Annotated in this window: 16 protein-coding genes, 1 tRNA gene and 1 pseudogene; 6 read left to right on the top strand and 12 right to left on the bottom strand. The window is 58.9% G+C overall.

Annotation, left to right across the window (positions count from 1 at the left end; genetic code table 11):
* Positions 1-6: 6 nt before the first annotated feature.
* A complete protein-coding gene (locus tag PMI36_RS28710; RefSeq protein WP_008067032.1) occupies positions 7-1,326 on the top strand; it encodes an outer membrane protein transport protein in 1,320 nt (439 codons plus the stop codon).
* Between the two features lie 82 nt (positions 1,327-1,408).
* On the opposite strand, the gene PMI36_RS28715 is transcribed toward PMI36_RS28710, so the two are convergent.
* Positions 1,409-2,119, bottom strand: coding sequence for a class I SAM-dependent methyltransferase (locus PMI36_RS28715; protein WP_008067031.1), 711 nt, complete (start codon positions 2,117-2,119; stop codon positions 1,409-1,411).
* A 190-nt stretch (positions 2,120-2,309) separates the two neighbouring features.
* Here PMI36_RS28715 and PMI36_RS30150 point away from each other — a divergent pair, with 190 nt between their 5' ends.
* From PMI36_RS30150 to PMI36_RS28725, 3 genes are all read left to right on the top strand, one after another.
* Positions 2,310-2,471 (top strand): DUF2986 domain-containing protein, encoded by a 162-nt coding sequence (locus tag PMI36_RS30150; protein WP_008067023.1) that lies wholly within the window; start codon positions 2,310-2,312, stop codon positions 2,469-2,471.
* 148 nt (positions 2,472-2,619) lie between these two features.
* Positions 2,620-3,315: a tRNA (adenine(22)-N(1))-methyltransferase TrmK gene (locus PMI36_RS28720; RefSeq protein WP_032830041.1), complete on the top strand. Its 696-nt coding sequence runs from the start codon at positions 2,620-2,622 to the stop codon at positions 3,313-3,315.
* A gap of 166 nt (positions 3,316-3,481) precedes the next feature.
* Positions 3,482-4,084 carry an eCIS core domain-containing protein gene (locus tag PMI36_RS28725; protein ID WP_008067020.1) on the top strand — a complete coding sequence of 201 codons (603 nt, stop codon included), beginning with the start codon at positions 3,482-3,484 and terminating at the stop codon, positions 4,082-4,084.
* 146 nt (positions 4,085-4,230) lie between these two features.
* Here the strand turns inward: PMI36_RS28725 and PMI36_RS28730 are convergent, their stop codons facing one another.
* From PMI36_RS28730 to PMI36_RS28760, 8 genes and pseudogenes are all read right to left on the bottom strand, one after another.
* Positions 4,231-4,905 (bottom strand): MarC family NAAT transporter, encoded by a 675-nt coding sequence (locus PMI36_RS28730; RefSeq protein WP_008067018.1) that lies wholly within the window; start codon positions 4,903-4,905, stop codon positions 4,231-4,233.
* A gap of 49 nt (positions 4,906-4,954) precedes the next feature.
* The gene (locus tag PMI36_RS28735; protein WP_032830040.1) at positions 4,955-5,521 is read right to left on the bottom strand and encodes a hypothetical protein; all 567 of its coding nucleotides are present in this window, start codon (positions 5,519-5,521) and stop codon (positions 4,955-4,957) included.
* 160 nt (positions 5,522-5,681) lie between these two features.
* Positions 5,682-5,816 (bottom strand): annotated as a pseudogene (locus PMI36_RS31345) (carbamate kinase); the annotation flags it as partial.
* A 65-nt stretch (positions 5,817-5,881) separates the two neighbouring features.
* Entirely contained in the window at positions 5,882-6,094 is a 213-nt protein-coding gene (locus tag PMI36_RS31605; protein ID WP_008067016.1) for a hypothetical protein, read from the bottom strand.
* A 77-nt stretch (positions 6,095-6,171) separates the two neighbouring features.
* The gene (aldA, locus tag PMI36_RS28745; RefSeq protein WP_008067014.1) at positions 6,172-7,605 is read right to left on the bottom strand and encodes an aldehyde dehydrogenase; all 1,434 of its coding nucleotides are present in this window, start codon (positions 7,603-7,605) and stop codon (positions 6,172-6,174) included.
* Between the two features lie 20 nt (positions 7,606-7,625).
* Entirely contained in the window at positions 7,626-8,426 is an 801-nt protein-coding gene (locus tag PMI36_RS28750) for an aldolase/citrate lyase family protein (RefSeq protein WP_008067010.1), read from the bottom strand.
* A gap of 13 nt (positions 8,427-8,439) precedes the next feature.
* Positions 8,440-9,624 (bottom strand): L-rhamnonate dehydratase, encoded by a 1,185-nt coding sequence (gene rhmD, locus PMI36_RS28755; RefSeq protein WP_008067008.1) that lies wholly within the window; start codon positions 9,622-9,624, stop codon positions 8,440-8,442.
* Positions 9,625-9,640: 16 nt separating this feature from the next.
* Positions 9,641-10,936 carry an MFS transporter gene (locus PMI36_RS28760; protein WP_008066999.1) on the bottom strand — a complete coding sequence of 432 codons (1,296 nt, stop codon included), beginning with the start codon at positions 10,934-10,936 and terminating at the stop codon, positions 9,641-9,643.
* A 126-nt stretch (positions 10,937-11,062) separates the two neighbouring features.
* Between PMI36_RS28760 and PMI36_RS28765 the strand changes: the two genes are divergently transcribed.
* Positions 11,063-12,004, top strand: a complete 942-nt coding sequence (locus PMI36_RS28765) for a LysR family transcriptional regulator (RefSeq protein ID WP_008066995.1) — start codon at positions 11,063-11,065, stop codon at positions 12,002-12,004.
* Positions 12,005-12,513: 509 nt separating this feature from the next.
* Here PMI36_RS28765 and PMI36_RS28770 read toward each other — a convergent pair.
* Positions 12,514-12,601, bottom strand: a tRNA-Ser gene (locus PMI36_RS28770).
* A 124-nt stretch (positions 12,602-12,725) separates the two neighbouring features.
* Here PMI36_RS28770 and PMI36_RS28775 point away from each other — a divergent pair.
* The gene (locus PMI36_RS28775) at positions 12,726-13,397 is read left to right on the top strand and encodes a Bax inhibitor-1/YccA family protein (RefSeq protein ID WP_007898177.1); all 672 of its coding nucleotides are present in this window, start codon (positions 12,726-12,728) and stop codon (positions 13,395-13,397) included.
* A 70-nt stretch (positions 13,398-13,467) separates the two neighbouring features.
* Here PMI36_RS28775 and PMI36_RS28780 read toward each other — a convergent pair whose 3' ends face one another.
* Positions 13,468-13,860, bottom strand: a complete 393-nt coding sequence (locus PMI36_RS28780) for a VOC family protein (RefSeq protein ID WP_008066993.1) — start codon at positions 13,858-13,860, stop codon at positions 13,468-13,470.
* An 11-nt stretch (positions 13,861-13,871) separates the two neighbouring features.
* Positions 13,872-14,201 carry a YceK/YidQ family lipoprotein gene (locus PMI36_RS28785; protein ID WP_008066990.1) on the bottom strand — a complete coding sequence of 110 codons (330 nt, stop codon included), beginning with the start codon at positions 14,199-14,201 and terminating at the stop codon, positions 13,872-13,874.
* Between the last annotated feature and the right edge of the window lie 3 nt (positions 14,202-14,204).

The raw sequence follows: 14,204 nt of genomic DNA, 5'->3' as shown, positions 1-14,204 counted from the left end.
TGGACAATGAAACTGAATAGCCGTGTGATCCCGTGTTTCTTTACTCAGCGAAAGTATGCTGTCTGGATCAAGTTCACCAGTGCCATGGCCCTGCTCAGCGCCTCTTCTATTGCAAGTGCCAATGGCATTGCTCTAAACGAACAAAGTGCAAGCAGTGCGGGAACTGCTTATGCGGGAAGGTCATCTTCGGCGCTGGACGCCAGCACCATCTATGGAAATCCTGCTGGCCTGACCAAGTTGAAGCGCAGTGAAATTTCCGGCGGTGCCGCGATCGTTTCGGTGAGCGACGACATCAGTGATGCGCAGAGTAGTGCCGCGGGAACGAACAAGGGGGATTCGGTGCCTTTGGGCGTCGTGCCCTTCGCCTATATGTCGACACCGCTAGATGAGCGTCTTTCGGTGGGGCTGGGCCTCTATGCCCCGAGTGGTCTGATCAATGATTATGAGGGCTCTTTTCAGGGTCGCTACCACGGCTCCTACAGCACGACCAAGGAGATAACCCTGCAGCCTACCGTTGCCTATCGGATCAATGATTACGTGTCGATTGGGGGTGGACCGACCCTGAACCGTTTCAATGCAAAGCTTCAGAATTACATGGCAACCGGCGCCCTGAACAACGGCCAGGACACACTGGTTACCATCAAAGGCGATGACACGGCGATTGGCTACAACGTCGGGCTCTTGGTCGACTTTAACGAGGCAACCCGTTGGGGGATTACCTATCACTCGAAGGTGAACTATCAGCTCGAAGGGCACACTGAAGTTTCCGGCTCCCCGAGCATTATCCCGCTGGACGGAAAGTATGACACCAAGATAGATCTTACGATGCCCGAATCAGTGGATACGTCCATCACCCATCGATTCAATAGTCGCTGGACCGGCTATCTGGGGACCACCTGGACACGCTGGAGCCGGATTCAGAAGATCGAAGCAATCAACAGCGGTGTTTCCGCTATGGGCCAGGCTGCTGGCCTGGGGCGTGTGGCCGAAGAGATGAACTGGCACGACACTTGGTCCACCGCGGTTGGCGCATCCTATCAATTGAACCCGCAATGGCTGATTCGTGCGGGCTATGCCTATGATCAGACGCCCGTTGGAAATGCCGACCGCAGCGTGCGCGTTCCGGTCGGGAATCGCCAGGCCGTGACCTTGGGCGGCGCTTATTCGCCGAACGCCGATCTGACATTAGACTTTGCTTATGGCTATCTCTGGGATTCAAAAGCCTCAGTACAGCATTCGAACGACTCCGGACTTCAACCGGCATACAGTGCCAACTACAAAAATAGTGCGAATGGAATTTCAGTGCAGGCGACCTATCGGTACTGATCGACACGACTCCATTTTTGCAAGTCTTGCACCTTTAATCGAAAAGCAACTATCCCGACGGGGCGTGATGCAGTTCTGCCTGTCAGTCAGCACCCATTGCCGCGACTACTTTTGCGGCAGTGGGTGGGGTTTGCTCAGCCACCAGCAGCAATGACTGTGGCATAGGGCTTTGCGGGTGCTGCGGTTCCTGCAAGCCGGCCAGCCGAAAACCGGCCATGTCCAGGGCATTGAGCCAACTGGACAGCGTTCGGAAGTACCACGGCATGGGTTGCCACTGCCCCTTGAACCCAGCGAAGGTCTCCTCCCGCCAACCATCTTGATAGTCGCCCGCCGCCGCGGTCCACGGATGCAGAGTCTGGATCACCAGCGTGCCACCAGGGACGAGCAGGGCGTTCATGGCCGCGAGCAGGGGAATGATGTCCTGGTGCAACAGGGCAAAGTTGGCGCAGATCAGGTCGTAGTGGCTGCCAATGTCTACCTTCGCCTCCACCAGCTCTTCATAGCTCGCTAAATGCACCCGCGAAGAGCCCGCCGCCCGCGCCGCCTCGACCAGCGCTGCATCGCCATCCACACCAACCGCCTGGATGGCCCGGTCAGCCAGGGCACGCAACAGCCAGCCCTCGCCGCAGCCCAGGTCGAGCACGCGCTCGGGTTGGCGGCCGAGTACCGCCAGCAGGATGGCCTGGTCGGTGACTTGCAGGCGGCTATCGATGGTGCCGGTGCGGATGGCTTCGATCCAGGATTGGGCGTTGTGGTGCCAGCTCTGGAGGAGGGTGGACTCGGTGGTGGGCATTTCGATGTCCGGCGTCATGGGTTAGATGGAAGGATAGGACAAGTGCTGGTGCAGCGGATCCGTTTGGCGCTGGGGCCCGACTTCCGGCAGGTCGCGGCAGCGTTGTCGCGAACCATGTGGAAGCCACAATCATTGTCCCGTTACCCGAACCTCTGCCATCATTCAGGAACTCACACGCCGAGCAAGAAATATGAACCGTCGTAAAAAAATAAAGCAGCTATTAAAGGCTCACGCCAAAAAGGCCAGCGCCAAATTGGCACCGGCCAGTAAGTCTAAATACATCAGTAAAGCTGACCGATTGAAACTGGCTGCTGAATCCGGTCTGGACTCAATTATTTCGCCTGAGAGCTGATCCAGACATTTTGGGTCGATACGTGTGCGGTGGTCGGGGCGAGCCATGGCCCTGGTCGCATAAATTTGAAATGCATGGCGTGACTCGACAGAATCGCGCCCCGATCCGGCCAAAGTTGTCGGATGTTCGTGATTAAAAGGGGCTGCGGTTGAACGAACACACATTGTCCATGCGCCTGGAACGCGTCGCGGCGCATGTACCAGCAGATGCGCGCCTGGCCGATATCGGCTCGGATCACGGCTATCTGCCGGTGGCGTTAATGCGCCGTGGCGCCATCGCGGCGGCGGTGGCGGGCGAGGTGGCATTGACGCCGTTGCGCTCGGCCGAACGTACTGTGCGCGAGAACGGCCTGGACCAGTGGATCACCGTGCGCCTGGCCAATGGCCTGGCGGCGATCGAGCCAGAAGACGGGATCACGGCGATCAGCATCTGTGGCATGGGCGGCGAGACGATCCGCGACATCCTCGACAACGGCAAGGCGCGCCTGAGTGGCCGTGAGCGACTGATCCTGCAGCCCAACGGCGGCGAGCAGCCATTGCGCCAATGGCTGATGGAGAATGGCTACCGTATCCTCTGCGAGGAAGTGCTGCGGGAAAACCGCTTCTACTACGAGATCATCGTCGCCGAGCGCGTCGGGCCGGTGCTGTATACCGCCGAAGAGCTGTACTTCGGCCCACTGCAGATGCAGGCACGCAGCCCGGCGTTCCTGATCAAGTGGCAGCGCATTCTGCGCCACAAGCAACAGACGCTGACCAGCTTCGCCCGGGCTCGGCAGGTCGTGCCCGAGGAAAAGGTACAAGAGATCGCCCGGCAAGCCCGGTGGATCACCGAGCTGCTGGCTTGAACACGCTCCAGCGGTTGTACGTAAAGTCGCCTATCGAGGGATTCACGGAAAAAATGGTCTGCCCTGCAATTGTCTTGGGGACACCTGGTTCGGGACTACGCTAAAGCTATGCTGATCCTCGATCAATTGTGACCTGTTCGCGCTGCGTCCGTCCCTGGAGCGCCCAATGCCACCCATCACCGCGCGCCTGGTGGCGCTGTTTGTGCTTTGCCTGACGCTTGAAGTGCCAGCCCAGACCAACGCTTGCCCAGCTGGCGAAAAAGAAGTGTGCCTGAACGGCTGCATCTGCCTGCCAGACCTGGAGCCGATGCTCGGCTCCCTGCCTGATGACGTCCACCAGGTCGCGGCACCTGCCCTGGCGCTATGGCTGACCCAAGCCCGCGCTGATGCAGCCAACACCGGCATCCAACCCATTCCATCGCACATCCGGCAGCAACTGCTGCGCTGGTACGACCCCAGCGTCCTCGATTCCGCTCGCTACAAAGCTGGCGACGACGGCCAATTCAACGCCGCGACTGCCATGCTGCAAAATCCCGATGTCGGAGCCGTGACGCTGATCGACATCATCCTCTTCCGGGACGCTCAAACCGCCGAACAGAACATCGCGCTCTGGGCTCACGAGTTAAAACATGTGCAGCAGTATCAGGAGTGGGGGGTAGAAGGATTTGCCCAGCGGTATACACAGGATTTCAATGCTGTAGAGGCGCCGGCTTATGCCATACAGGCTGAGGTCAGGCGGTCGTTGCGCGAAGGGCCTATTGAAAAATAGCGATCTGTCACCGAGGGGAGCTATCGGTGCGGGCCAAAGCTGGGCTCGCATGCGGTTGGCATTCGCGGCAGCAGAACCTCAGGTTTCTCATTCTGGATGCCGGCCGGGAACCAGCCAGGTGGTACTCATGGAAAACGCTCTTGAAATTACTGAGGGCGGAGCAGGTGAGCATTACTGTCGATGATGGTTTGGATTATTTCCACCGAGCCATTAATGGCGAATTGCGCACCCATGCATACCAGAAGGAAACCCATCAGCCGTGATATGGCATCAATGCCTGACTGTCCCATTATTCTCATGATTATTCCTGAGCCAAGCAGGCATACCCAAAGGATAAGAGCGGTAATCAGGAAAATTAACGGAGGGGCTACTAATAAGACCCAGGCAGGAAATAACGTACTGTGTTTGATAGTGGCGGCGGAACTTATGATCATCGCAATGGTGCCAGGCCCGGCCGTGCTGGGCATGGCCAGCGGGATGAACGCAAAGTTCGGTTGTTCGGTTGCGCCATTGCTGGAAGCAGAGTGTTGAGGAGGCGGCGGAAACAGCATCTTCAAGCCCATGATGATGAGAATTCCGCCACCGGCCATACGCAAGCCCGGTATGGAGATGCTAAATGCATCCATAACAAACGCGCCTACATAGTAAGTGAACGTCATGATCAGAAAGACATAGAATGACGTCAGAAAAGCCTGTGACTTTTTTTCCTTGTGACTCAGCCCCTTACTCAAGGCGAGAAACAGCGCAACTGTGGTGGGAGGGTTAGTCAACGGCAGCAGCGCCAGTAACCCAAGTCCGATTGCATTGAACAGATCTGTCATGTCGAACTCAAGTCCTGTTGTTCTAGGCCACGTGTGTCGGCGAACGTCGTTAGCGTGAAGTTTTGACCTTCAGGACTTCGGTATAAATGGCATCGACCGTCTGACCCACCTGGAGTTTCTTCATTCTTTCCTGAAGCTTCGGGTCTTCGACTTTCAGGACCGTCGCTTTTCCCTCCGGCGGAAGCAAAGTCACCTCATGCTGTTTCAAGTCAATGCGAGTGATCTTGGACGTGACCTTGACCTGGCGAACCGCTTCACCTCCGGGATTGGGATTATCCTTGGTGGCGCGGATGGACATGGATTCATCAGTGACGCCCGGTGCACCGCCAACATCGGTATCAAGCTTATAAGCGACCGAGCGAATCACATGAATATCGACCGTGTCGCCGACTTTCAAATTGTGCAGGTTCTTGGCCTGCTCGGTGAGCTGGATAGGCACTGGACTTTTGTCGTGACCTTCGATGGTGACCTGGTAGTTGGCGGGATCAACGGCCAGTACGCGTGAAACGATGTGACCTTCCATGGCATTGCTGCCCAACGGTATGTCGGCGGCATGGGCCGTCACGCCGGCGGTTGAGAGGAGTGACGCGAGGGCAATGGCGCGGATTGGTTTCATGGGGCTGCTGTTCCATAGATGGTTGACAGAACGAATCCAGGTATCCCAATAGCCATGCCGTTCGACGTTTAGATGACCAGGCTGGAAGGTAGCCATTCTGATTTCTCCTTTTGGAAACCTGATCCCGGTGCAGGCGATGAACCTGCCCGGGATTTTTGCCTTATTGGTAACTGATACCCGGTGCCGCAGTGCTCACACGCGTGCCAGCCTTGCCCTGGACAATCGCTTCGATATCCGAGAGTGGACCGATCACCGCGGTTTTTCCAGTATGGCGGGCAAAATCGCAGTCCGCTTGGGACCTGCGGTGAGGTGTCCGCCGAAGCCGAACATTCGCGGATCGCCGCGCAGAGTTTGCAGCAGCTACACGTTGACGCCGCGCCAGGGGCAGGCTTTGGCTGTGATGGCGCCGATAACGTGATGTTCGGCGGCGAGCTTCCAGTAATGTTCGGGCAGATGAGCCGCATGGAATGTGCCCCCCGGTTCGGGCCATGGAGCGCCTTGAGGGCGGTGCGGATCGAACAGGCGAATATGGCTGTCGATGATCGTGCTGTTATAGAGCGGGGTAACCGTCATAGTGATGTCTATGTCAGGGGATGGGTCAGGCGCCTGCGGAACGGCATGGTGCGTGACCCTCACTGCAAGTGCGTGGCTCAGCCTTGCAGATACACCGCATGGGTATGGGTGTATTCGTACAAGCCGTGCTTGCCATCCGCGCCGCCAATGCCTGACTTGCGCACACCAGCGTGGAAACCCTGCATGGCTTCGAAGTTCTCGCGATTGACGTAGGTTTCGCCAAAATCCAGCTCGCGCATCGCGTGCATGGTTTTGCTCAGGTCGCGGGTGTAGATCGATGACGTCAGGCCATAGTCGCAGTCGTTGGCCATGGCGATGGCTTCGTCGAGGTCATCGACGATCTGGATCGGCAGCACCGGGCCGAAAATCTCTTCGCGCATGATCTCCATGTCGGCGCGGCAACCTGCTAGCACTGTGGGTTGGAAGTGGTAGCCGTTGGGCAGATCGGCAACCTGTCCACCGCTGATCAGACTCGCGCCCTGGCTCAGCGCGGTGCGAACTTTCTGGTTGACGCTGTCCAGGCCCTGACGGTTGATCAGCGGGCCCATCTCCACATCAGGCTGGGCAATCGGGTCGCCATAACGGGTGGCGCTCATGGCCGCGGCGATGCGCTCGATGAACTGATCGGCTACCTTGCGCTCGACGTAGACCCGCTCGGCACAGTTGCACACTTGGCCGCTGTTGATGATGCGCGAGTCACGGATGGCTTTGACCGCAAGATCCAGATCGGCATCCGCCAGGACGATGGCCGGCGCCTTGCCACCCAGTTCCAGATTCAGTTTGGTGATGTTCGGCGCAGCGGCGGCCATGATCCGCGAGCCGGTGTCGACGCTGCCGGTGAAGCTGATCATGTCCACGCCCTTGTGCGCGCTCAAGGCCGCGCCCACCCGGCCGTCGCCGCAGACCACATTGAACACGCCGGCTGGCAGATCGGTTTCGGCCACCAGTCGGGCGAATTCAAAGCAGTTGTTCGGGGTTTCTTCGCTGGGTTTGATCACAATGGTGTTGCCGGTCAGCAGAGCCGGGGCCATCTTGCGGGCGATCAGGAAGAACGGGAAATTCCACGGCAGGATTCCAGCCACCACACCCAAGGGTTTGCGGAACAGGAAGATGTTTTCGTTCTGCCGGTCGCTGGTGATGATTTCGCCTTCGATGCGCCGCGCCCATTCGGCCATGTAGTCGAGGTAGTCGGCGGTAAAGTTGACTTCGACTTCGGCGAGGCCGCTGACCTTGCCTTGTTCCAGCGTGATGGTGCGCGCCAGATGGGCGACGTTTTCCCGCAGCTTCGTGGCGATCCGGCGCAGATGCCCGGCGCGTTCAATCGCCGGTTTACGCGACCAGTCTTTTTGCGCAGCGCGAGCAGCGGCGAGGGCGCGGTCGACGTCGTCGGCAGTCGATGCCGGGACTTTCGACAACACGGCACCGGTGGCCGGGTTGATCACATCGAGATGGGCAGCGCTGGCCACGAATTGGCCGTTGATGAAGTTTTGGTAAACAGGCACGGACGACATTGGGGCGACTCCTTGGCTGATCAATAGGTGCGCGACGGCGCTTGCTCGGTGGCCGGTGTGCGGTAGCGCGCGAGGGTGGCCGTGGCGCTTTGGCGTAGCAGGCTGATGTCGATAGCCACCGCAATGAACTGGCAGCCCCAGCTCTGATAGCGGCGCGCGTCTTCTTCGTTCGGTGCGAGGATTCCGCAGGCCTTGCCCGCCGCGAGGGTGGCTTTGACGGCATGTTGAATGCGTTCTTGAACCTCGGGGTGGCCAGGGTTGCCGGCATGACCGAGGCCAATGGACAAATCCGCCGGGCCGATAAACACCGCATCCACGCCTTCGACGGCGGCAATCGCTTCGACATTTTCAACGCCCAGGCGCGATTCCACCTGAACGATCAGGCACAGCTGTTCATGGGCGGTGTCGAGGTAATCGGGCACGCCGTCCCAACGCGTGGCGCGGGTCAGGCCGCCGCCGACGCCACGAATGCCGTAGGGCGGGTAACGCATGGCGCGTACCAGCGCCGCCGCTTGCTCGGCGGTTTCGACCATCGGGATCATCAGCGTCTGTGCACCGATATCCAGCAGTTGCTTGATCAGGTTGGCGTCGCCATTTACCGCGCGCACGATCGGTGAAGTGGGGTAGGGCGCGACAGCCTGCAACTGGGTCAGCACACCGGGCACGGTGTTCGGCGCGTGCTCGCCGTCGATCAGCATCCAGTCGTAACCGGTGGTGGCGACGATCTCGGCGGCGTAGCCGGTAGCGAATCCGGCCCAGATTCCATATTGGGTCGCGCTGTTGTTCAGCGCAGCCTTGAAAGCGTTGTGCGGCATGTTCATGACGGGGTCCTTCTCAGCGGTTATACGGCCGATGCAGTTGGCATTCCGGGTTGAGGGTGACACCGAAACCAGGCTGGTCGAGTGCCGACAGGCGCATGCGGCCGTTCACCGGCACCGGTTCACCGAGCAATTGCGGGTGGAACATCGGCACCACTTCATCGGCTTTGGGCGCCATCATCAGGAACTCGGCGAACGGGCTGTTATGCCGGGTGGCGACAAAGTGATAGCTGTAGACCGAAGAACCGTGGGGAATGACCAGCGCGTTGTGGGCGTCGGCCAACGCCGAAATCTTCACCAGTTCGGTGATCCCGCCGCACCAGCCGACGTCCGGCTGGATGATGTCGCAGCAACCCATCTCCAGCAGCATGCGGAAACCCCAGCGGGTCGCTTCGTGTTCGCCGGTGGTGACCAACATGCCTTTGGGTACGTTGTTGCGCAGCGCTGCGTAGCCCCAGTAATCGTCAGGCGGCAAGGCTTCCTCAATCCACTTCAGCCCATACTCGTGGGCGCCGACCGCAAGTTTGGTTGCATAGTTGAGGTCCAGGCTCATCCAGCAATCGAGCATCAGCCAGAAGTCCGGGCCGACCCGCTCGCGCATGGTTGCCAGCTCTTCGAGGTTCTTGCGCAGGCCTTCCTCACCTTCGGCCGGGCCGTGGTGCAACGGCATCTTGCCGCCGATGAAACCCATTTTCTGCGCCAGGTCCGGACGGGCGCCGGTGGCGTAGAACTGCAATTCGTCACGCACCGCACCGCCGAGCAACTGGTGCACCGGCTCCTGGCGGATCTTGCCGAGCAAGTCCCACAGCGCCAGGTCGACACCGGAAATCGTGTTGATGACGATGCCTTTGCGGCCGTAATACAGCGTCGATTGGTACATCTGGTCCCAGATTTTTTCGATGTCGGTGACCCGTGCACCTTCGAGGAAACGCGCCAAGTGTTTCTCTACGATGTAGGCGGCAGGCTCGCCACCAGTGGTCACGGCGAAACCGACCGTACCGTCGCTGGCTTCGATCTCGACCACCAGGGTCCCGAGGACGTTGATGCCGAAGGTGCGGCGGCTCTGGCGGTACTCGGGGTATTTGCTCATCGGCGTGGCGATGTGATCGTCGATCCAGTGGCCGTCCGCCTGATCGTGATAATCCGCGCCGCCGCCTCGCAGGGTGAAGGCGCGTACGTGTTTGATGGTTGGAATGCCCATGTGTGACTCCTCAGGTTTAAACGGTGGCCGGTTTGCTGGAAGGCTTCTGGACGGGTGAGCGGATGCCCAGGACCAGCAACGCGGCGATGACAGTGGTGCCAGCCAGCACGTACAAACCGGCGGCCGGTGAATGGAAGGCGCCTTCGGCCCAGTTCTTCAGCACCGGGGCGATGAAGCCGCCGAGGGCGCCGAACGAGTTGATCAAGGCAATCCCGGCCGCAGCGGCGCTGCCGGCGAGATAACTGGAGGGGAAGGTCCAGAACACCGGTTGCACGGCGATGAAACCGGAAGCGGCAAAGCACAGGGCGACGATGCCCAGGAAGGGGCTGCTAAAGGTCACCGAGCAAGCGATCCCGGCTGCCGACATCAGCAAGGTCAGGCAGGCGGTGCGGCGCCGTTCGCCGGTGCGGTCGCTGTAGCCGGGGATCAGGTACGCTGCGACTATCGCGCAGATCCACGGAATCGCCGTGACCAGTCCGACCATCAGCCCGACCTTGGTGCCCAACAATCCGCCAACCTGGGTGGGCAGATAGAACACCACGCCGTAGACACTGGCCTGAATCAGCAGATAAATCAGGCACAGGTACAGTACCGACGGCTGGCACAGGACGTTGAGCAGGCTGCGGCCGTGGTTCTGTTTATGGCTGTCTTCTTGATCGAGGATGCCTTGCACTTGTTGGCGTTCTTCAACCGTCAGCCATTTGGCATCGGCCGGGCGATTGTCCAGATACCAATAGGCCCAGACGCCCACCGCCGTGGCCATCAGGCCTTCAACCGCGAACAGCCACTGCCAGCCGTGGACACCGGCAAATCCGTCCAGCTCCAGCAACAGGCCGGACAGCGGGCTGCCGAAGATGAACGCCAGCGGCGCACCGAAGTAGAAGAAGCCCATGGCTTTGCCGCGCGCAGCGCTGGGGAACCAGTAGGTGAGGTAGAGGATGACCCCGGGGAAGAATCCGGCTTCGGCCACGCCCAGCAAAAAACGCAGGATGTAGAAGCTGGTTTCGGTGTGGGCGAAGACCATGGCGGCGGAGACAAGGCCCCAGGTGACCATGATCCGGCACATCCACAGGCGGGCGCCGACACGGTGCAGGATCAGATTGCTCGGGACCTCGAGCAGCGCGTAACCGACGAAAAACACCCCGGCGCCGAAGGCGAAGGCGGCGTCACTGATATTGGTGTCGGCTTGAAAGGCTTGCTTGGCGAACCCGACGTTGGCGCGGTCGAGGAAGGCCATGATGTACATCAACAGCAGGAAGGGGAGCAGCCGCCAGGAAATTTTGGCGAGCAGAGGCGCGGGTAGAGTCTTCATCGCAGTTTTCCTTTGGTAGGGCATTTGTTCTTATGGGAAAGACTGTACGGCCGTGGAGCGATGCGTTACAAATCGAATCTAGCTCACAACTGATACCCTGAAGGTATCGAACGCGAAGGCCCCCTCATGACCACGCCAACCATCTCCCGCAGCCTGCTCAATCGACTGCGCTACAAGCATTTGCACATGCTGGTGACGCTCAGCAGCAGTCAGAACCTGCACCGCGCCTCGCAAAGCCTGAACATGTCGCAGCCGGCGGCAACCCGGATGCTGCATGAGATTGAAGACATGTTCGGCTGCGATCTGTTCGAGCGCCTGCCCCGCGGGATGCGGCCAACGGCGCTGGGCAGTGAGTTGATTCGCTTCGCCGAATCCGCCATCAGTGGCCTCGATCGCTGCGCCGAAGATCTGATCGCGCGGCAGCAGGGTGGTTACGGTTACCTTTCCATCGGTACCATCATGGGCGCGGCGCCGGATCTGGTGATGGATTCGATTGCCGAGATCAAGGCGCTCAACCCGCAACTGCGAATTCGCATCATGGGCGACACCAGCGACCAGGTGATCCAGTTGCTGGAGCAGGGCCGCATCGACTTGGCCATCGCACGGCGCAATGCTGCCACCGACAGCGAGCACTACGCCTTCGAACAACTGGGTAACGAACGCCTGCTGGTGGTGGTGCACGCCGGTCATCCTTTGGCCCAGCGCAAAAAACTGGAACTGGCGGAACTGGTCAGCAGTTGGCCGTGGATCCTGCAACCGGAAACCAGCCCGGCGCGGATCGGTCTCGATCAAGCCTTGCAGCGCCTGGCCTTGCCGACACCAGCAGACATCATTGAGTGCAGTTCGGTGTACTCCATGCAGCAACTGATTCAATTGACCGACGCGATCATGGTGCTCTCGGAAACCGCTTTGCGCGACTACCTGAAAATGGGTCTGGTGGTGGCGCTGCCGGTGGAGCTGGATGTGCAACTGGCGCCATTCGGATTGCTGCTGCGCAAGGGCGAGCACATCAGTCGGGAGTTGGAGGTGTTCATCGATCTGTTGCGCCAAAAAGCCGGGGCGCTTTGATTTATCACGGCGACGGAAAGCGCAGCAGCTTACGTCGGCCCGAGTGTTACCGAAGAGCAATTCTTTGGCGCCGGCATCGGCATTGCCGCGCGCAAGAACGATCCGCTGGCCGGTCGCTTCAATCAGGCCTTGCGACGATTCGTGCCAACGGTACCTACGACAAGGTTTGCCAGAAGTATTTCGACTTCGATATCTACTGCGAGTAATGACCGGATGTTCTTCCGGCACACATGTTTGCGGCCGTTCTCTTCATTGATCGGAGCAAAGATGCAAACCAAGGCGTTACCCCGATTAGTGGTTGATGCACTGTTGCAAACGGCCGTCGACAACCCCGAAGTTCAGATTTGAACCGGTGAGCTACAGGCTGACCTGGCTCAAGTTCAAAAAACAAACCGCTGGTCGAAAAGCCTTACTCCATCCAAGGTGTGGGCTGAAGTGTGGACTGGAGCTATTTGTCAAACCCCAGAAACGACAAAGCCCTGAATAATCAGGGCTTTGTCGTATAAAGATGGCGGAGGCGATGGGATTCGAACTCATGGACCTGTTACAGTCGACGGTTTTCAAGACCGTTGCCTTAAACCACTCGGCCACACCTCCGTTTGCGTTGCGGGCGCCATAATACCTGAATGAAACACACTGTCAAACTCTCTGCATGGCTTGTTACAGAGCGTCTGTTATGATCTTTGCGACTGAACGTTTCAAACCCAACAGGAGTGTCGCCATGCGCGAACAGGATTACGCAGTTAATAACAGCGTGCAGGCTGAGCAGCTAGAGGTTAGCCGCGTCCTGCGCAACACTTACGGTTTACTCGCCCTCACCCTCGCATTCAGCGGCGTGATGGCCTTTGTTGCGCAGCAGATGCGTGTCGGCTACCCGAATATCTTCGTGGTGCTGATCGGCTTCTACGGCCTTTTCTTTCTCACCAACAAACTCCGTGATTCGGCATGGGGCCTGGTTTCTGCGTTCGCGCTGACCGGTTTCATGGGTTTCCTGCTCGGCCCGATTCTCAACCGTTACCTGGGTATGCAGGGCGGCGCGGAAGTCGTCAGCTCGGCCTTCGCGATGACCGCGCTGGTGTTTGGCGGCCTGTCGGCTTATGTGCTGATCACCCGTAAGGACATGAGTTTCCTCGGTGGTTTCATCACCGCCGGTTTCTTTGTGCTGCTGGGCGCGACACTGGCGAGCTTGTTCTTCCAGATCAGCGGTCTGCAGCTGGCGATCAGCGCAGGTTTCGTGCTGTTCTCCTCGGTGTGCATTCTGTTCCAGACCAGTGCCATCATTCACGGTGGCGAGCGCAACTACATCATGGCGACCATCAGCCTGTATGTATCGATCTACAACCTGTTCGTCAGCTTGCTGCAACTGTTCGGCATCATGAGCCGCGATGATTGATCGCCAGCCTTGAGTAAAAAACCCGCTTCGGCGGGTTTTTTATTGTCTGTGATTTGGCTCAGTGTTGGTTTCAATCAGGTTCGTGGCAACACACGCAGAGTTTGTTGCCGTCCGGGTCGCGCATATAGGCGCCGAAGTAATCGGGATGGTAGTGCGGACGCAGGCCCGGCGGCCCCTCGCAGGATCCACCATGAGCCATGGCCAGTGCGTGACAGCGGTTGACGATCTCGTGACTCGGCGCAAGCAGGGCGATCATCTGCCCATTCCCCGGTGTGGCCGGCTGTTCGTCGAACGCAGTGCCAATGACGAACAGCGGACGCGGTGCATTCTTGCTCATCCACGCAGCCCAGGGTTTGCCGGGATCGCAAAATTTCATCTGCAGCTGCAGTGCATCCATGATCGGTTGGTAGAACGCTAATGCACGATCGAAATCGGTGATGCCGATAAAAACGTGAGACAACATTCACCTCCTCCTTATTCGGCCACAATGATGCTGCCATCAGCCTGTTGCCGATAAATGGTGTAGGGCAGCAGCATGGTGTCGAGAACGCCGGAAATCACTACGTCGATCAGTACAAAGGGCGTGCCGTTGTTGTATTTGTACTCATCGATGCCCGGGCCTGGAGGCGCATGCAGGCTGCAAAAGTCATACGTCACGCCGCTATAGATCCGTGGAACCGCACCGCAGTAGGTTTTCTGTTCCTTGAGACTCTTCGCCGCTGCCTCGTCACTGCGCACCACGGTCTGAAACGTGCCGCAACCAGTGAGTATCATGGCCGCCAGTAACATGACTTGAGTTTTCATACC

Origin of the sequence: Pseudomonas sp. GM79 (assembly GCF_000282495.1) — a bacterium.
Taxonomy (GTDB): domain Bacteria; phylum Pseudomonadota; class Gammaproteobacteria; order Pseudomonadales; family Pseudomonadaceae; genus Aquipseudomonas.
This window is presented reverse-complemented; position numbering and strand designations above follow the sequence as displayed.